At 45.3% G+C, this 17,845-nt stretch carries 15 protein-coding genes and 2 tRNA genes; 14 read left to right on the top strand and 3 right to left on the bottom strand.

Features of this window, described 5'->3' with window-relative positions:
- Window positions 1–638: LytR/AlgR family response regulator transcription factor (locus QM657_RS19375; protein ID WP_415068346.1), on the bottom strand; the 638-nt coding region annotated here is incomplete at its 3' end.
- A gap of 300 nt (window positions 639–938) precedes the next feature.
- On the opposite strand from QM657_RS19375, the gene QM657_RS19370 reads away from it, so the two are divergent.
- Window positions 939–1,226 (top strand): hypothetical protein, encoded by a 288-nt coding sequence (locus QM657_RS19370; RefSeq protein ID WP_415068345.1) that lies wholly within the window; start codon window positions 939–941, stop codon window positions 1,224–1,226.
- Between the two features lie 148 nt (window positions 1,227–1,374).
- On the opposite strand, the gene QM657_RS19365 is transcribed toward QM657_RS19370, so the two are convergent.
- Window positions 1,375–1,447 (bottom strand) — tRNA-Thr (locus tag QM657_RS19365).
- Window positions 1,448–1,592: 145 nt separating this feature from the next.
- Between QM657_RS19365 and QM657_RS19360 the strand changes: the two genes are divergently transcribed.
- From QM657_RS19360 to QM657_RS19320, 9 genes are all read left to right on the top strand, one after another.
- Window positions 1,593–1,874, top strand: coding sequence for an acylphosphatase (locus QM657_RS19360; protein WP_415068344.1), 282 nt, complete (start codon window positions 1,593–1,595; stop codon window positions 1,872–1,874).
- Window positions 1,875–1,966: 92 nt separating this feature from the next.
- Window positions 1,967–2,575: a TetR/AcrR family transcriptional regulator gene (locus tag QM657_RS19355; RefSeq protein WP_415068343.1), complete on the top strand. Its 609-nt coding sequence runs from the start codon at window positions 1,967–1,969 to the stop codon at window positions 2,573–2,575.
- A gap of 80 nt (window positions 2,576–2,655) precedes the next feature.
- The gene (locus QM657_RS19350; RefSeq protein ID WP_415068342.1) at window positions 2,656–4,485 is read left to right on the top strand and encodes an ABC transporter ATP-binding protein; all 1,830 of its coding nucleotides are present in this window, start codon (window positions 2,656–2,658) and stop codon (window positions 4,483–4,485) included.
- Entirely contained in the window at window positions 4,478–6,235 is a 1,758-nt protein-coding gene (locus QM657_RS19345) for an ABC transporter ATP-binding protein (RefSeq protein WP_415068347.1), read from the top strand. Before QM657_RS19350 ends, QM657_RS19345 begins: the two co-directional genes overlap by 8 nt.
- 201 nt (window positions 6,236–6,436) lie before the next feature.
- The gene (locus QM657_RS19340; protein WP_415068341.1) at window positions 6,437–6,661 is read left to right on the top strand and encodes a FeoA family protein; all 225 of its coding nucleotides are present in this window, start codon (window positions 6,437–6,439) and stop codon (window positions 6,659–6,661) included.
- Complete coding sequence (locus QM657_RS19335) at window positions 6,658–8,712, top strand: EAL domain-containing protein (RefSeq protein WP_415068340.1); 2,055 nt, start codon at window positions 6,658–6,660, stop codon at window positions 8,710–8,712. Before QM657_RS19340 ends, QM657_RS19335 begins: the two co-directional genes overlap by 4 nt.
- 103 nt (window positions 8,713–8,815) lie before the next feature.
- Window positions 8,816–9,127 (top strand): DUF4258 domain-containing protein, encoded by a 312-nt coding sequence (locus QM657_RS19330; RefSeq protein WP_415068339.1) that lies wholly within the window; start codon window positions 8,816–8,818, stop codon window positions 9,125–9,127.
- Window positions 9,128–9,129: 2 nt separating this feature from the next.
- The gene (locus QM657_RS19325; RefSeq protein WP_415068338.1) at window positions 9,130–9,357 is read left to right on the top strand and encodes a type II toxin-antitoxin system MqsA family antitoxin; all 228 of its coding nucleotides are present in this window, start codon (window positions 9,130–9,132) and stop codon (window positions 9,355–9,357) included.
- Between the two features lie 467 nt (window positions 9,358–9,824).
- On the top strand, window positions 9,825–10,385 hold the full coding sequence (locus QM657_RS19320; RefSeq protein WP_415068337.1) for a hypothetical protein: 561 nt from the start codon (window positions 9,825–9,827) through the stop codon (window positions 10,383–10,385).
- A gap of 390 nt (window positions 10,386–10,775) precedes the next feature.
- On the opposite strand, the gene QM657_RS19315 is transcribed toward QM657_RS19320, so the two are convergent.
- Window positions 10,776–10,846, bottom strand: a tRNA-Gly gene (locus QM657_RS19315).
- A gap of 201 nt (window positions 10,847–11,047) precedes the next feature.
- Here QM657_RS19315 and QM657_RS19310 point away from each other — a divergent pair.
- From QM657_RS19310 to QM657_RS19295, 4 genes are all read left to right on the top strand, one after another.
- Entirely contained in the window at window positions 11,048–12,967 is a 1,920-nt protein-coding gene (locus QM657_RS19310; RefSeq protein ID WP_415068336.1) for a DNA gyrase/topoisomerase IV subunit B, read from the top strand.
- Window positions 12,968–12,985: 18 nt separating this feature from the next.
- Complete coding sequence (locus QM657_RS19305) at window positions 12,986–15,265, top strand: DNA gyrase/topoisomerase IV subunit A (RefSeq protein WP_415068335.1); 2,280 nt, start codon at window positions 12,986–12,988, stop codon at window positions 15,263–15,265.
- Between the two features lie 160 nt (window positions 15,266–15,425).
- Window positions 15,426–16,514, top strand: coding sequence for an aspartate-semialdehyde dehydrogenase (asd, locus tag QM657_RS19300; protein ID WP_415068334.1), 1,089 nt, complete (start codon window positions 15,426–15,428; stop codon window positions 16,512–16,514).
- 69 nt (window positions 16,515–16,583) lie between these two features.
- Window positions 16,584–17,642, top strand: coding sequence for an aldose epimerase family protein (locus QM657_RS19295; protein ID WP_415068333.1), 1,059 nt, complete (start codon window positions 16,584–16,586; stop codon window positions 17,640–17,642).
- The last annotated feature ends 203 nt before the right edge of the window (window positions 17,643–17,845 follow it).

Genomic DNA, 17,845 nt, shown 5'->3' with positions numbered 1-17,845 from the left:
TAAAAGCCCTCGTGTGCCAGCTTTTCCACACGGCTCATATTGAGCGCAAAGGAAACATGGGGGGAAAGAAAGCGCGCGTCGCGCAGGAGCGGCGCGATATGCTCGGCAAAGCCGCAAGCAAGCGTTGTTGTTTTCACCTGTTCGCCGCCGGTAAGTGTATAGTGCACAGCGTGGTTTTTATACTCGCAGCATGCAATTTGACCTGCGGACAGGGTGCGCAGGCCCTCTTTGATTTTCACAGTAACGGTAATTTCTTTGCCGAAATCCACCTTGGAAAAGGCCAGCTCCAGTGCGGAAAACAGAGCCTGCTTTTCTACAGGTTTGATCAGGTAATGCAGCGGATTGACCGCATAGGCATCCAGCGCATAGCCCGGCTCGGTGGTGATGTAGACGATCTGTGCCTCCTGGCTGATACGGCGGATGCTCTGCCCCAGCTCCAGTCTGCTGACCATAGGCATGACAATATCCAGCAGGTAGAGATGAAAGCTCTCGGTTTCAATGGCGGTCAGCAATTTATCCGGATGAGAAAATTCCTTAATCTCCGCTTCCCATAGATGGATGTTAAGATATTCTTTTATGTATTCGCTGATGATGTCCAGCTCTCTTGGCTGGTCGTCACAGATAGCAATACGCAGCATAGCGGTCACTTCCTTCTGGTATTTTCTTTTCGGGGATCAGTAGGCTTTTGGGCATCGGAGGAGGCCCCCCCGGAATGCGTCCGGTTTGGTAGTATTGATGTACGCGTCGTTCCGATACTCCCCATTTGCAGGAAACTTCCCGCGCTGAGATATATCCCTGCAAACGACTCACCCCTTTCACCTCTGCGTGGATATTAAAAGACATGATATATTATATACGAATATCCGCATGGTTTCAATCTGTTATCCCTATTCTTTTAGTTTGCGCCAGTTCATTTAAATGGTTTAAGGGGAGGTTAAATGAGCTCCGCCATCCCATTCGTTTGTTTTGCTTTGAACGGTCAAAGCAATAACTTTTTAATCCGTGACATTCACATCCCAGCTCGACAAACCTCACTGGACCTGTTACTATCAATTTACGGCAGAGAAGGCCGTACCAACTGGAAAAGGCTCAGAAACGCAATTGGTGACTTAGATAAGCTGTTTTGTAAATCCTTTGAGCAGTTGCCATTAGAGAACCTATCTGAAACACAGTTCAAGGCATTGATTGGCAGCTATGAGACCAAGAAACAGGAATTCAGGGTTTAGGACAAGAAAAAAGCCGTAGGACTTAAAATCCTACGGCTTTTCTCAAAAACTGAAAACATCCTTATTGGCAGGTGTATTTTACCGGCCTCTTTTCTTCTTTGATAAATAGGTATTACTGGGGAGCTTATATTGACAGAGATTCTATTAAAGCTACTGAGGGGACTCGAACCCCTGACCTGCTGATTACGAATCAGCTGCTCTACCACCTGAGCCACAGTAGCAAATATGAGAAAAATAATATTCGAAAACGGTGTGCGCTATGAAAGTAATCCAGAAATTGACATAGCCGCTAAACCTTTGATATTATAACAGTTAGAGGGCGAAAAATCAACCCTTTCGTGAAAAAAAACAACAGAGGTGAAGTATATGGAGAAATGGGAAAAGATAAGAAGACATATTTATGTGAGCGGCCGGGTTCAGGGAGTGGGATTCCGCTTCAGGACCCAGCATTTTGCTGTTGGTCTTGGACTGACGGGCTGGGTGAAGAATCTGGATGACGGCAGAGTTGAGATGGAGGTGCAGGGAACTGAGGAGGGCATCAGGCGGCTGTTGGGGCATTTGAGGCAGGAGAGCTTCATTGTAATAGACGATATTTGTTCAGCCGATATTCCTGTTAAAGAAGAAAGTGGATTTCGAGTGATATATTAGATTTTTAACACAAAGGTTGTTTTTTACTTGACAAACCAGGAACCGGAGAGTATTATAACAGTGTTATATTACGGTGTTACAAAGGAGGATTTATGCCAGCGGATGAAGTCAGCACACAGGAACGCATCCTGTCGGCGGGCAAAGAGGAGTTTATGATAAAGGGATTTGCAGAAGCTTCTCTGCGCAATATTGCTGCTAAGGCCGGAGTGACCACCGGCGCTATTTATGGGTATTATTCTGATAAGAATGCATTGTTTACAGCGCTGGTAGAACCTGCTGCCGCTGAATTAACCAGACAGTTTTTATATGTCCATGACAGATACGAATATACTCCCATTGATCTCACCTTTCAGACGTCTTCTGACGCCTTAAACGGTATGATGGACTATATTTACGAGAATTTCGATTCATTCCGCCTGCTGATCTGCTGTTCTGCAGGGTCAGCCTATGAGGATTACATCGAATTTCTGGTGGAAAAAGAGGATGAATCCACTTTTAAATATGCCGAAATCCTGCGCCAGAATGGATATGCGGTGGAGCCCTTTTCCCCGACTCTGGTGCACATCCTGTCCCGCGGCTTTTTTTCTGCCATTTTTGAAACGGTTGCCCATAACATGGAGCAGGAAGATGCAAAGCAGTATGTCAGTCATATTGTGGATTTTTACAAGGCCGGATGGATTCATTTGTTCGGTGCGAAATAAGGTTTTCATGAAATAAAAAGGACGAGAGTCCTTTTTATAATAAATAATGGTTAGACAAAACTAACTAAAAGGAGGAAAATATGGAAACTGAAAAATCTTCTTCAGCAAAGCCTTATAAGACCGGTATGGCCCGGCTTCTGGAGCTTGCTGCCACGAAAAAGCCGTTGGTAGCCGGAGCAGTGGTGTTATCTTCCCTGGCTTCTGTTGCCAGCTTTATCCCTCATATTGCCATTTATCTGGTGATCCGTGAGGTTTTAAGTGTGTGGCCTGATAAAAGCGGGCTGGATACCGGAACAATGATTCGGTACGGCTGGCTGGCTTTTGGAGGGGTGGCTCTCAACATTTTGCTCTATTTCGGAGCTCTGGTGTGCTCTCATCTGGCAGCATTTGGCACCCTGTATGAGCTGAAGGTGAATTTTGCCTCTCATCTGGCAAAGGTGCCTTTAGGCCTTCATGTGGTGATCGGAAGCGGCAAGCTGCGCAAGATCATGGATGAGAACATCGAAAAGGTCGAGGGGTTCATCGCCCATCAGCTTCCGGATATGGCGGCTGCTTTTGTGGCACCGGTGGTCATGACTGTAATTTTGCTGGCAGTTGACTGGCGCTTTGGCATCGGAGCTCTTTTAGGCGTTGTGATTGCCTTTATCCTGCAAATGTCCATGTACGGCAATGAAGCGTCCCGGACAATGATGTCACAGTATCAGACCGCCCTGGAGGATATGAACAATGCCACGGTGGAATACATAAGGGGAATTTCCGTGGTCAAGGCATTTGGGCAGACGGTCTATTCCTTCCGGCGGCTTCACAATACCATAAAGGCCTACACCAACATGGTCCTTCCTTATACCTTTAGCTGGGAAAATACCTTTACTTCATTTTCCACCCTGATCAATAATATCTACCTCTTTATCATACCGGTGGGGATTTTTGTGGGGATGAGAACGACAGATTATCCGAAGTTTGCTGCTACTTTGATTTTCTACCTGATTTTCGTTCCTTCCATTGCATCGATTCTGATGAAGGTGATGTATGTCAATTCCAACAGCATGCAGATTTTAGGCGGTGTGGCGGCAATGGACCGCATTCTCTCAGAGGAGGAGCTGGCTCAGCCTCAGTCGCCTCAGATGCCAAAAGGCCACGGTATAGAATTTAAAGATGTGACCTTTTCCTATGATAAGGGGGAGACAGAAGCTCTCAGCGGAATTTCCTTTACCGCAAAACAGGGGCAGGTCACTGCCATTGTGGGACCGTCAGGAGGGGGAAAGAGCACCATTGCCCACCTGATTCCCAGATTTTTTGATGTGGCAAATGGGTCAATTTTGCTGGGAGATGTGGATTTGCGGGATATTCCTTCCTCCAGTCTCATGGAAAAGGTCAGCTTTGTTTTCCAGGACGTATTTCTGTTTAAGCAGAGCGTGAGGGACAATATCCGCATGGGAAATGGAGAAGCCACAGAGGAGCAGGTCATTGCCGCTGCCAAAGCAGCCCGGTGCCACGACTTTATTATGAAGCTGCCGAGGGGGTACGATACTGTGATCGGAACAAAGGGTGTGCATTTAAGCGGAGGGGAAAAACAGCGCATTGCCATTGCCCGTGCTATCATAAAGGATGCGCCTGTGGTGGTGCTTGATGAGGCGACGGCTTTTGCCGACCCGGAAAATGAGCATCTGATACAAAAGGCCTTTGAAACGCTGATGACAGGAAAAACAGTGGTCATCATTGCCCACCGCCTTTCCACCATCCGAAGCGCTGATAAGATCGTCGTGATTGAAAACGGACGTGTTGCAGAAGAGGGCAGCCACGATGACTTAGTCAGCCGGGGAGGACGCTACAGCGCCATGTGGAGCACATACAATGAAACTGCCAGTTGGCAGATCAAACGGGAAGGGAGAGTGGAATCTCATGCATGAACCGACCAAACAGCCCCGCCTTCAGGCAGCTCTCATGCTGTCTGACAAAGGATACAGGGATTTAAAAGCGGCCATTGCCGCCTGCACTCTGACGAATTTTTCCATGATGATCCCCTTTGGCATTATGGTCCAGATGATTTTAGAACTGTTAAAGCCTTTGAGCGGAGGAGATGTTTCCTGGCAGAAAATGTGGCTTCTCTTTGGATGCGGCCTTCTTGGCGCAGGCGCAGTATTTTTGTGCAGCAAAAATGACTATCGGAAAACGTATGTGGTTTCCTATATGGAAAGTGAAAAGTCCCGCATTGCACTGGCTGAACATATCCGCAGGCTGCCTATGAGCGTGTTTAACTCTAAGGACTTAACGGAACTGACTACGAATGTTATGGGAGATGTGGCTATTCAGGAGCATGTGCTGAGCCATGTCATCCCCCAGTTGGCAGCTAACGGCATTTCTGTCACTATCATATGCGCATTATTGGCATTTTTCGATTGGCGCATGGCCCTGGCCGCTTTTATCACCCTTCCCATCTCTCTTTTCATTGTACTGGGAAGCCGCAAAGTCCAGAAAAAGCTGGGACAAAAACACGCCGATGCCAAGCTGGAGGCCTCCGGGCAGGTGCAGGAGTATATTGAAGGAATCAAGGTGATTAAAGCCTGCAATTTAGACGGGGAAAAGTTTGAAATGCTGGAAAATGCCCTGCGTACCATGCGTAATCTTGCCATTCAGTTTGAGTTTGGGACAGGTGTATTTGTGACAGGTGCGCAGGTGATACTGCAGGCTGGAGTGGGTTTGACCGTGCTGGCAGGAGCCGTTCTTCTTGGCAGCGGCAGGCTGGAGATCGTAACCATGCTGATGTTTCTGCTCATTGTCACCCGCATTTACGGCCCTATTTTAACAGAGCTGGTGCTTCTGCCGGAGCTGTTATATCATCAGATCGCCCTGGGCCGTATGCGCAGGCTTTATGAAACCCAGACCATGGAAGGGCGGACGGATGAGGAAATTTCCTCCTATGAGATCGCCCTTGACCGGGTGGATTTCCATTACAATCAGGGTGAAGAAACCATTCAGGATATGACTGTGGATATTCCGGCAGGGGGCATCACCGCGCTGGTAGGGCCATCCGGAAGCGGAAAGAGTACGGTTTCCCGTCTGATTGGCCGGTTTTGGGATGTGAACGGCGGAAAGATTACCATTGGAGGCGTGGATATCCGGACTCTTGATCCGGAGCACTTAATGAGCTATATATCCTTTGTGTTCCAGGATGTGACACTTTTTCATGATACGGTTTACAACAACATTGCCATTGGCAATGAAAATGCTGGAGAGGCTCAGATATATGCGGCTGCAAAGGCGGCCTGCTGTGAAGAATTTATTAATAAGCTGCCAGGTGGATATGAGACTGTGCTGGGAGAAAACGGCTCCACCTTGTCGGGAGGAGAGCGGCAGAGACTGTCCATTGCCAGAGCTTTGTTAAAAGATGCTCCCATCGTGCTTTTGGATGAGGCCACCGCCTCCCTTGATCCGGAAAATGAAGCGCTGATTCAACAGGCCATCGGTGCGCTGATTGAAAACAAAACGGTTCTTGTAATTGCCCACCGCCTGCGGACAGTGACGGAAGCTGATAAAATCATCGTGCTGGATAAGGGCCGGATTGTGGAAGAAGGCACCCATGACCAGCTTCTTGAGCAGAAGGGATTGTATCATAAGCTGTTCACCATTCAGCAGGAAAGTCTTGGATGGAGCGTATAGAAAGGCCTGTCATTTATCCCCCAATCTGTCAATGATATGAAAATGCGTCTTAAACGGCTTTTTACAGCCTGGTTAAGACGCATTTTTTTGCTTGCAGACCTGTTTAAATGAATCAATTTATACTTGTGTTATATGGAATTATATGGTATCATAGTAACGCCAGTTAGCTTGATCTAACTGTTGGCTTAATGGAGGGATAATATGCCTTTGTTCTTAGCTGAATTAGGAGTACTCTATACGATTGTCCGCCTGGCGGGAAATGAAAAACTCCGGCACCGCATGGAGTCTTTGGGTTTTCTTACAGGAGCGGAACTTGTGCTTGTGTCTAAATTCAATAATTACTTTCTCATTAGCATCAAGGGGTCAAGAATCGGAATCAGTGAAGATATGGCAAAGCGGATTATTGTCCGGCAGGAGGTAATATGAAAAACAGATACACCACTTTTTTGCTTTATTCATGTGCAATGGTCATTGCGCTGATTCTTGTGATACAGATATATGGACTGACAGACAGGAATCTGGTTATAAGCTCCGGTATGCCCTATTCCCGAATCCGCCTTACTTACGGCGCTTCTATTCTTCTTTCCATTATGGCGGTTTCTCTGCTGTTTTCCAAAGAAGAGATCAACAGGGGACTGAAACGGAAGGCATACACCGATATTACAGGTATTATGAACAAACACGCCTGCCTTGAGCGGATGACGATGCTGGACTGCAATGACAGCACCTTAAAGATTGGATTTGCCCTTTTTGATTTAAATAACCTAAAAAAAGTAAATGATTTTTACGGACATGAACAAGGGGACAAGCTGATTCAAAATTTCGTTTCCATTCTGCGCCAGGCATCTGATGAGAAATACTTTCTCGGCCGGTTTGGGGGAGATGAATTTGTCACCATCATTGAAAATTGTGATGAGGGGCTGATAGAAGATTATCTTGACCGGGTCCGTGAACTGACAGACCGTTTTAACAATGGAAGAACTATACGGCTCAGCTATGCCAGCGGCTATGCGGTCAGCACAAGGGAGCACTACTATCTGATGGACGATCTGCTGAAGGAAGCGGATAAAAAGATGTATGAAAACAAAAAGATGATCAAGTCTCTGGATATGGATGAAACGGGACAGATCAGCAAGATACTTGACATGAAGAAAAATGTGCTGTCTGACCGTGATGAGCTGACGGAGCTGTACGGTTATAAGGCATTTATGAGCATTGTCAGGAAGGTTCTCCAGTTTTCCGGCAGTGACGCCCATCTGGCAATCGTATGCCTGGATATCAATAATTTCGGATACGTCAATGATATATACGGACGCAGGGAAGGGGACAATATTTTAAAACGTTTGGCAGCGGAATTGAACAGCCAGACTTTTTGCCTTTGTGCCCACCGTCTGTATTCTGACAATTTCACCTATCTTGCGGATATTTCAGGGATGTCCAGAGAAGAGGGGATGGAAATGATCCAGAACTGGAACAAGCAGTTTTCCCGCCTTGCAAACGAAGCTTACAAAGGTGCCCGGTTTATTGTAAAAAGCGGGATTTATTTTATTTCAGATCCATGCGAAACTGTGGAAACAATGATCAACAATGCCCATTATGCCCATAAGTCTTCCAAGACTTCCCACCAGGATATTGCCGTATACTGCGAAGCGCTGGGGCAGGCGGCAAAGAAGCGTTCGGATATTATCCATTCCTTCCAAAATGCCCTGGAACAGAATGAATTTGAAGTCTATGTCCAGCCTCAGGTTTCCTGCGGGAATAAGAATATCTGCGGAGTGGAAGCGCTGGTGCGCTGGAAGAGGGCTGATGGAGCTTTTGTCTACCCAGGCGAATTCATCCCGATTCTGGAGCAGACCGGAGATATTGTGGAACTGGATTTTTATGTGTATGAAAGGGTATTTGCCTATTTAAGCGGAAATGAGAGCTTTCGGGAAAAGAACGTTCCCATATCCGTCAATGTTTCCAGGGTGCATCTGCTGGAAATAGACCGGTTTATTGCCCGGCTAAAGGAGCTTGGAAACAGGTATCCCGTTTCTTCCAGGCTGATTGTGTTCGAATTGACGGAAAGCGCTTATATTCAGGATATTGACGATTCCCATACCTTTATCCGCAGAATTCATGAGCTGGGGTATAAAGTGTCAATGGATGATTTTGGAAACGGATATTCTTCTTTAAAGGCAATCCAGTCCCTTCCCTTTGATGAAATCAAATTTGACCGCGCTTTTTTGGATAAGAATGCAGATGAAAAAGAACCGCGCACGTTTCTCCAGCTCATTGGCCTGATAAAAGGCTTGGGAATTTCGGTTGTCTGCGAGGGCGCTGAGACAGAAGAACATGTAAGGCTGTTGGAACGCTCTGAGTGCGACAGTATACAGGGGTATTATTATTATAAGCCGTTTCCGCTGAAGGAACTGAAGATACAGGAGGTTGTGAAGGGGGAGACGCGGCAGACAGAGCCGGCGGTGCTTTGTGGGTGATTTTTCTTTTTCAGCTTTAATTCCTAAAATTAGTGACAATTAGATTGGATATTCCATGATATGTGTGATAAAATAAAGTAACAAATAAAAGGGGATGCAGAGCATGGATTTAGATATTCTAAAAACATTATTGAACGATGGAAAAATCAGATGGTCTGCACACTGTTTAGAACGAATGCAGGAGCGGGATATAAGCCGGGCAGATATTAAAAATTGTGTTTTGAATGGTGAAATTATTGAGAATTATCCAGATGATTTTCCTCATCCCAGTTGTCTGATTTTTGGATATAATGTAAATAATATGGCTATCCATATAGTTGTTGGAACAGATGACGAAAATATATACATTATTACTGCGTATTATCCCAATACGGTAAAATTTGAAGATGATTTAAAGACCAGAAAGGGGCGTTAATTATGTGCATGTTTTGCAAATGCGACACGGTAAAACCAAGTACTACAACACATGTTGTAAATTATAAGGGCTGTATTATTGTGATTAAAAACGTACCTTGTGAAGAATGCGAGCAATGTGGCGAAAAATATTATACTGACGATGTTGCTGAGCGTTTGGAAAATATGGTCAATTCTGCAAAGAAATTAATGCAGGAAGTGGCTGTGATGGATTATTCCAAGGTCGCATAGTGATTTCAGAGCTGGCAGTTTGCCGGCTCTTTTTTATCTCAAAACCCAATATTAAGAAGCCCGGTATTCGAAAGGATCTTTTGCGTTTGCTAGGGTAAAGAAAACAACAGATAAAGGAAATTGAACCGGAGTAAATTGCGTGTTTATGGGAAGGTTGATATCAGTTAATGTAATATTTTTTTACAACTGTTTTCCAATGGGAATACATTTTTGGAGTCTCATTTAGACCTGAGATAGATTCTAATAATTCTGTTTTTTATACATCATTTATCTTCTGTTGACCTATCAAGAAGTCTGTCTGCAACCGTTACAGCGTCACAGCTTATATTATAATAATTTTCTGCATAGAGGAGTGCGGTATACAATTTAAACTAATGTGTTGGTATAAAATGGAGCTTTCTTATAATAGATTCTTCCAATCCCTTATCTTTATGATATAATGACAATAAAAGGGGAAGTGAGAAATTATGGATTACTTTATTACTAAATTGATAAATTGGTTTATTTCTTTGGAAGGAGGCGAATATGTAGATTTTGCTATACTAATCACAATTATAATAGGTGGAATTTTTTCTTTGCATCAATGGAAACACTCCATAAAATTGAAGAGGATGGAGTTTATTAATACGTTAATTGAAAAATTCAGAGAAGATCAGGACATATCAAAGATAATGTATATGTTTGATTACGATTATACCTGGTATAATGAAAAATTCCATTATAATTGTAAGTCGAATTTAGAGCATGACGTTGATAAAACGTTAATGTATTTATCATATATTTGTTCCCTGCACAATAATAAATTAATTGATGAAAAAGATATGTGTAATTTTGAATATGAAATAAGAAGAGCGTTGTCTAATTTGTCTGTTCAGGCGTATTTATTTAACTTATATCATTTTTCAAAAGGTCAAAAGGTCTCCCTATCTTTTAAGGATTTATTTGAGTATGGACTAAAACGAGGATGGCTTCCAGAAAGGATTATAGTTAGTGATTCATCGGAATATCCTAAATATTTGAATTTCTAAATATATATTATAATGCTGCGGAAATACTGATAGGGCAAAGAAATTAACATTTTAGAGAGTTAATCCCTCTTTTTTGTTTTGCACAAGTAATGTTAAGCAGAAGAGCTGACAGAGAGTAAAGTAACTCTTTTTAAGGCAGTACGTGTCCGGCAACATTATTTCGACCGAGTGCAAGGTAGACCGTTAAAGGTTATGCAGGTAATTATAGGCATGTCAGCCTTGCAATAGCTGCAGACTTGTATTTCTATATATTATCGGATACGAAAAAAGAGAAGAGGAAAAAAAGAGAGAGAAAATACTATAAAAAATATAAGTGGTGTCAAAGCAAAAAAAAGAGGACATTCCAGATTATTCCGGAAGTCCTTTTTTCCTTGTAAATACAAGGGCTAGAGCAGATAACGGGAATCGGACCCGCCTCCTCAGCTTGGGAAGCTGATGTTCTACCAATGAACTATATCTGCTTAATATCACTTATAACGCAATACATTATATCACAGCAGCCTGCAAACAATCAATAGTTTTTCACAAAAATTGGTAAAAAAACCGGCCAGCAACTTGCCAAAAACCGAACATACGTTGTATAATGGAGCGTGACAATACCAGATGAGGTAAATTTACCCGCAGGGGAAAGAGAGGCCCCCCTGGGGATGCGGAGGAGTATCATGGCAAAAACACAGTATAATGCGGATAGTATTACCGTTTTGGAGGGCCTTGAGGCGGTGAGAAAGCGTCCGGGCATGTATATAGGAAGTGTTGGGACAAAGGGACTGAATCATTTGATTTACGAAATCGTGGACAATGCGGTGGACGAGCATCTGGCCGGCTACTGTGACCAGATATGGGTCACTTTGGAAGCGGATGGGTCCTGCACGGTAAAGGACTCTGGCCGTGGAATTCCGGTGGAAATGCATCAGAAGGGCGTGTCAGCAGAGCGTGTGGTTTTATCCACCCTTCATGCTGGAGGCAAGTTTGACAACGATGCCTACAAAACCAGCGGCGGCCTTCACGGTGTGGGCTCTTCGGTGGTAAACGCTTTATCAGCCAACATGAAAATTAAAGTACATAAGAATGGTCTGATTCATTACGACGCATATGAGCGGGGCATACCAACGGTAGAACTGGTGGATGGCCTGCTTCCCACGTTAGGAAAAACAAAAGAAACCGGAACAGAAATCAACTTTCTGCCCGATGAGGAGATATTTGAAAGAACCCGTTTTAAAGCGGAGTGGCTGAAAAGCCGCCTTCATGAGACTGCATATTTAAACCCCAATCTCCATATCACCTATAAAAACAACAGACAGGGAGAGGAAGAGACCGTCATTTATCACGAGCCTGACGGAATCATCGCCTATGTAAAGGAATTAAATTCCGGAAAAGATGGAGTCCATGACCCCATCTATTTTAAGGGAACTGTGGATAAAGTGGAGGCGGAGATCGCCTTTCAGTTTGTGGACACCTTTGAAGAAAATATCCTGGGCTTTTGTAACAACATTTTCACCCAGGAGGGAGGAACCCACTTAGCCGGATTTAAGACCCGGTTCACCCAGATGATCAATACCTATGCAAGAGAGCTGGGCATTTTAAAGGAAAAGGATACCAACTTTACGGGAGCTGATACCAGAAGCGGCCTGACTGCCGTAGTGGCGGTTAAACACCCTGATCCTATCTTCGAAGGCCAGACCAAGACAAAGCTGGCCAGCGCCGATGCTACGAAAGCGGTGTTTACAGTGACAGGAGATGAGCTGCAGCGTTACTTTGACCGCAATTTAGAGGTGCTGAAATCAGTTATCGGATGCGCCGAAAAGTCCGCAAAAATCCGTAAGGCAGAAGAAAAGGCCAAGACCAACATGCTTTCCAAATCCAGATTTTCCTTTGACAGCAACGGAAAACTGGCAAACTGCGAAAGCCGGGAAGCGGAAAACTGTGAAATATTCATTGTAGAGGGAGATTCCGCCGGCGGCTCTGCCAAAACAGCCAGAAACCGGAAATACCAGGCCATCCTTCCCATCAGAGGAAAGATATTAAATGTGGAAAAGGCTTCCATGGACAAGGTGTTGGCCAATGCGGAGATCAAAACTATGATCAACACCTTTGGCTGCGGATTTTCTGAAGGTTACGGCAATGATTTCGATATCACCAAGCTTCGGTATCACAAGATCATCCTCATGACCGATGCCGATGTGGATGGAAGCCATATTGACACCCTTCTTCTCACATTTTTATACCGTTTTATGCCGGAGCTGATTTACAACGGCCACGTATTCATTGCCATGCCCCCCTTATTTAAGGTGATTCCCAAACGGGGGCAGGAGCAGTACCTCTATGACGAAAAGGAATTGGAGAGGTACAAAAAGACCCATACAGGAGAATTCACCCTTCAACGCTATAAAGGTCTTGGTGAAATGGACGCGGAACAGCTTTGGGAAACCACCCTTGATCCGGAGCGGAGAGTTTTAAAGCAGGTGGAAATCGAGGATGCCCGCATGGCTTCTGAAATAACGGAAATGCTCATGGGCAGCGACGTGCTTCCCAGACGTCAGTTTATTTACGAACACGCGGAAGAAGCGGAGATCGACGCATAGGAAAGAAGAGAGGATAACATGGCAGAAAAAATCATTAAAACAGAATATTCCGAGGAAATGCAGAGGAGCTACATGAATTATTCCATGAGCGTAATCACTGCCAGAGCCATCCCGGATGCCAGAGACGGTCTAAAGCCGGTACAGCGGCGCGTCTTATACGATATGAGCGAGCTTCGCTTGAACCACGACAAGCCTCACAGGAAATCAGCCCGTATTGTAGGCGATACCATGGGTAAGTATCACCCCCATGGAGACAGTTCTATTTACGAGACCTTGGTGGTCATGTCCCAGGTATTTAAAAAGGGAATGCCTCTTGTTAACGGTCACGGAAACTTCGGTTCCATTGAAGGAGACGGGGCGGCGGCCATGCGTTATACGGAGGCCAGGCTGGAAAAGTTTGCCGAGGAAGTTTATTTAAAGGATTTAGATAAGACTGTGGACTTTGTCCCCAACTATGATGAAACGGAAAAAGAGCCGGAGGTTCTTCCCGTGCGCGTTCCCAACCTTCTGATCAACGGGGCAGAGGGCATTGCGGTAGGCATGAGCACCAGCATTCCGGCTCACAATCTGAGAGAGGTCATTGACGCGGTCTTTGCTTACATAGACAATCCGGAAATTTCTGTTCCGGAATTGATGGAATATCTGCCCGGACCTGATTTTCCCACAGGAGGCATCATTGCCAATAAAAGCGATCTGCCTGCCATTTATGAAACGGGTGCAGGAAAGATCAAGCTCCGGGGAAAAATGGAAGTGGAGCTTGGAAAACGGAAGGCGGATAAGGATAAGCTGGTGATCACAGAAATTCCTTATACAATGGTAGGAGCCGGAATCAACAAATTCCTGGTGGATGTGGCTGATCTGGTAGAGAGCAAAAAGCTTACCGATGTGGTGGACATTTCCAACCAGTCCAATAAAGACGGAATCCGCATTGTGCTGGAACTGCGCAAGGATGCAGATGTGGAAAGAATCCGCAACATCTTATATAAGAAGACAAAACTGGAAGACACCTATGGCGTCAATATGCTGGCGATTGCAGACGGACGTCCGGAAACTTTGAGCTTAAGGGGAATCCTGAAAAATTACCTGGATTTCCAGTATAAAAATGCCACCAGAAAATACCAGACCCTTTTGGAAAAAGAGCTGGAAAAGAAAGAGATCAAGGAAGGCTTGATAAAGGCCTGTGATGTCATTGATTTAATCATCGCAGTCTTAAGAGGTTCCAAGAATTTAAAGGATGCAAAAAGCTGCCTGATGACCGGAGATATTTCCAATATTAATTTCCGGGTCAAGGGCTTTGAAAAGGATGCCCAGGCCCTGCATTTTACAGAAAAACAGGCCACTGCCATTCTGGAAATGCGCCTTTATAAGCTGATCGGTCTGGAAATTCTCCAGTTGGAAAAGGAATATAAGGAGACTCTGGCTAAAATTGCAGAATATGAAAAGATTCTCTCCAGCCGTAAAAATATGGATGAAGTGATAAAAAAAGACCTGTCTCACATCAAAGAAGAATACGGCACACCGAGGAGAACGCTCATTGAGGACGGAAAGGAAGCCGTTTACGATGAAACCGCTGTTGTTGTGTCGGAAGTCACCTTTGTTATGGACCGTTTTGGATATTGCAAAGTTCTTGATAAAGCTTCTTATGACAGGAATAAAGATACCATTGAAACAGAGCATCCTTATGTGGTAAACTGTTTAAATACGGATAAAATCTGTATTTTCACCCATACGGGAAATCTCCATCAGGTGAAGATTCTGGATATTCCGGCAGGAAAGCTCCGGGACAAGGGAACGCCTATTGACAATTTGAGCAAGTTTGACGGGACAAAGGAAGAGATCATATACTTATGTCATGGGTCAGGATTAAAAGGGCGGAAGTTCTTATTTGCCACAAAGCAGGCTTTGGTCAAGCTGGTTCCCGGAGAAGAATTTGAAACCAATAACCGAACAGTGGCAGCTACCAAGCTTCAGGACGACGACCTCCTTCTCTCCATTCAGGCCCTGGAAGGTCAGACCGATGTGGTGCTTCAGACGACATCGGGAATTTTCTTGAGGTTTTTAACAGAAGAAATCCCTGAGCTGAAAAAGAATGCCAGAGGTGTCAGGGGCATCAAGCTGTCCCAGGGAGAAGAGCTGGAAGAGGTATACCTTCTGGGTGAAGACCCGGTTATCCGTTATAAGGTGAATTCGCCTGAAGGGCAGAGAGAGGACCCTCTGGGAGGTAAGGAAAAAGACGTCCACCTAAATCGGCTGAAAATCGGAAAACGGGATGGAAAAGGCAGCAAGGTGCGCCTTTAGTGCTTTCGGGCAGTACAGATTTTAATGAATGTCTTTGATGCGCGTACAAATGTATTTTTATGGCGAATAAATATTGATTTTTTTTTCACTTTGTTATAGGATAGTTAAGAATTTAGCTGAACGATTCGTATTACAATATGAAAAAAGCGAGGAGAAAAATATGGAAAAGAAATTGAGAGTCGGTATTTTAGGAGCAACCGGCATGGTAGGGCAGAGATTTATCTCTTTGCTGGAGAACCATCCATGGTACGAAGTGGTAACTGTGGCAGCCAGCCCCCGTTCCGCAGGAAAGACATATGAAGAAGCAGTAGGCGACCGCTGGAAAATGACCACTCCAATGCCGGAATCAGTAAAAAAGCTGGTTGTGACGAATGTCAATGAAGTGGAAGCTGTTGCAGCCAGTGTTGACTTTGTATTCAGCGCCGTGGATATGACAAAAGAAGAGATCAAGGCCATTGAAGAAGCTTATGCCAAAACAGAGACTCCGGTGGTATCCAATAACAGCGCCCATAGATGGACTCCCGACGTTCCCATGGTGATTCCGGAGATCAATCCAGAGCATTTTGAGGTCATCAAGGACCAGAGAAAGCGTCTGGGTACAGAACGGGGATTTATTGCAGTAAAGCCTAACTGTTCCATTCAAAGCTACGCACCTGTTCTGACTGCCTGGAAGGAATTCGAGCCCTATGAAGTGGTGGCTACCACTTATCAGGCGATCTCAGGAGCGGGAAAGAACTTTCAGGACTGGCCGGAAATGGTTGGAAATTTAATCCCTTATATTGGCGGAGAAGAGGAAAAGAGCGAGCAGGAGCCTCTTCGCCTCTGGGGAAAAGTTGAAAACGGAGAAATCGTAAAAGCCAGCGGCCCTGTCATCACCTGCCAGTGCCTCAGAGTTCCGGTTCTAAATGGCCACACAGCGGCAGTTTTTGTAAAGTTCCGCAAAAAGCCAACCAAAGAGGAACTGATTGACCGCATCGTGAGCTTTAAAGGAATTGCACAGGAATTAGACCTTCCAAGCGCTCCAAAGCAGTTCATGCAGTACTTAGAAGAGGATAACCGCCCCCAGATCACCCTTGACGTGGATTATGAAAAGGGCATGGGCATTTCCGTAGGACGTATCAGGGAAGACAGCGTTTATGATTATAAGTTCGTAGGCTTATCCCACAACACAGTCCGGGGCGCAGCAGGCGGCGCAGTTCTGTCCGCAGAACTTTTAACTGCCCAGGGCTATATCAAGGCAAAAGCATAATGAAATCAGAAAGTCCCCTCCTTTTTGGAGAGGGACTTTTCATGAAAAAATAAAATGGAGGAAGCAGACATGGCATATAAGAAAGAGCATTGGGGAAACATGCCGGACGGAAGGGAGATCAGCCTGTACACACTGAGCAATGAAAATGGAGTGTCAGCCTCTTTTACTGATTTGGGTGCAGTATGGGTTACGATGAATGTGCCGGACAGAGATGGAAAAGAGACGGATGTTATCCTGGGGTTTGACAGTGCAGAGGAATACTTAATCAATCCCCCTCATTTTGGAGCTCCCATCGGACGCAATTCCAACCGCATCGGAGGTGCAGCATTTTCTCTGAACGGAACAGAGTACAAGCTGGAAGCGAATAATGGTTCCAGCAATTTACATAGCGCTCCCGACCTTTACCACAGACGCCTTTGGGAGGGACAGGCAGAGGAGACCGATTTAGGAGCCAGGGTCAGTTTTTTCCTTTCTTCTCCTGACAAGGACCAGGGATTTCCGGGAAATGCGGACATCACCATCACCTATACTCTGACTCCGGATAACAGCCTTGTGATTTCTTATCATATGGTCTGCGACGCCGATACAGTGGCTAACTTCACCAACCACAGCTATTTTAACTTAGACGGACAGGATGGGGGCTGGGCCATGAAGCAGAGAGTGTGGATTGACGCAGACACCTTCACGAAAACCAACGAAGGACTGGTTCCAACGGGAGAATTTGTTCCGGTCAAGGGAACTCCCATGGATTTTAATGTTATGAAGACCATTGAACAGGACATTGAGCAGGATTACGAGGCTCTGCGCATTGGAGCGGGATATGACCACAACTGGGTTCTCAATCACGAGCCGGGAGAATTGGCCCTTTCTGCTGCTGCGGAATCGGACAAGACAGGTATTCGGATGGAGGTTTATACAGATCTGCCGGGAATTCAGTTCTATACTGCTAATGCCATGAAGCCGGAAACGGCAGGTAAGGGGAAAACCCTTTATGGAAAGAGGGGCAGCTACTGCTTTGAGACTCAGAATTTCCCTGATGCCGTCAACAAGCCGGAATTTCCATGCCCTTTCTTAAAGGCAGGAGAAGAGTATCAGACAACCACGATTTACAAGTTTTCTCAAGTATAATTTACAGGGACGCGGCTCTGCTGCGTTCCTGATCTTCTGTAAAGAAACAGGAAGCACCCCGCGGGTATACCAAGGTGCCCAGAATGCGTGGGCAGTAAATAGGAAATACCCTGCGGGTATACCAAGATGCCCAAAGAGCGTGGGCAAGAAATAGGAAACACCCCGCGGGTGTACCAAGATGCCCAGAAAGCATGGGCAGTAAA

Source organism: Lacrimispora sp. (assembly GCF_047605665.1).
Classification (GTDB): domain Bacteria; phylum Bacillota; class Clostridia; order Lachnospirales; family Lachnospiraceae; genus Lacrimispora.
This window is presented reverse-complemented; position numbering and strand designations above follow the sequence as displayed.

Bases quoted from the DNA above. Each gene is read 5' to 3' on its own strand.
- QM657_RS19360 (WP_415068344.1), top strand. From the start codon at position 1,593: ATGGAGAAATGGGAAAAGATAAGAAGACATATTTATGTGAGCGGCCGG.
- QM657_RS19355 (WP_415068343.1), top strand. From the start codon at position 1,967: ATGCCAGCGGATGAAGTCAGCACACAGGAACGCATCCTGTCGGCGGGC.
- QM657_RS19325 (WP_415068338.1), top strand. From the start codon at position 9,130: ATGTGCATGTTTTGCAAATGCGACACGGTAAAACCAAGTACTACAACA.
- QM657_RS19320 (WP_415068337.1), top strand. From the start codon at position 9,825: ATGGATTACTTTATTACTAAATTGATAAATTGGTTTATTTCTTTGGAA.
- QM657_RS19345 (WP_415068347.1), top strand. From the start codon at position 4,478: ATGCATGAACCGACCAAACAGCCCCGCCTTCAGGCAGCTCTCATGCTG.
- QM657_RS19310 (WP_415068336.1), top strand. From the start codon at position 11,048: ATGGCAAAAACACAGTATAATGCGGATAGTATTACCGTTTTGGAGGGC.
- QM657_RS19295 (WP_415068333.1), top strand. From the start codon at position 16,584: ATGGCATATAAGAAAGAGCATTGGGGAAACATGCCGGACGGAAGGGAG.
- asd (WP_415068334.1), top strand. From the start codon at position 15,426: ATGGAAAAGAAATTGAGAGTCGGTATTTTAGGAGCAACCGGCATGGTA.
- QM657_RS19305 (WP_415068335.1), top strand. From the start codon at position 12,986: ATGGCAGAAAAAATCATTAAAACAGAATATTCCGAGGAAATGCAGAGG.
- QM657_RS19370 (WP_415068345.1), top strand. From the start codon at position 939: ATGAGCTCCGCCATCCCATTCGTTTGTTTTGCTTTGAACGGTCAAAGC.
- QM657_RS19350 (WP_415068342.1), top strand. From the start codon at position 2,656: ATGGAAACTGAAAAATCTTCTTCAGCAAAGCCTTATAAGACCGGTATG.
- QM657_RS19330 (WP_415068339.1), top strand. From the start codon at position 8,816: ATGGATTTAGATATTCTAAAAACATTATTGAACGATGGAAAAATCAGA.
- QM657_RS19335 (WP_415068340.1), top strand. From the start codon at position 6,658: ATGAAAAACAGATACACCACTTTTTTGCTTTATTCATGTGCAATGGTC.
- QM657_RS19340 (WP_415068341.1), top strand. From the start codon at position 6,437: ATGCCTTTGTTCTTAGCTGAATTAGGAGTACTCTATACGATTGTCCGC.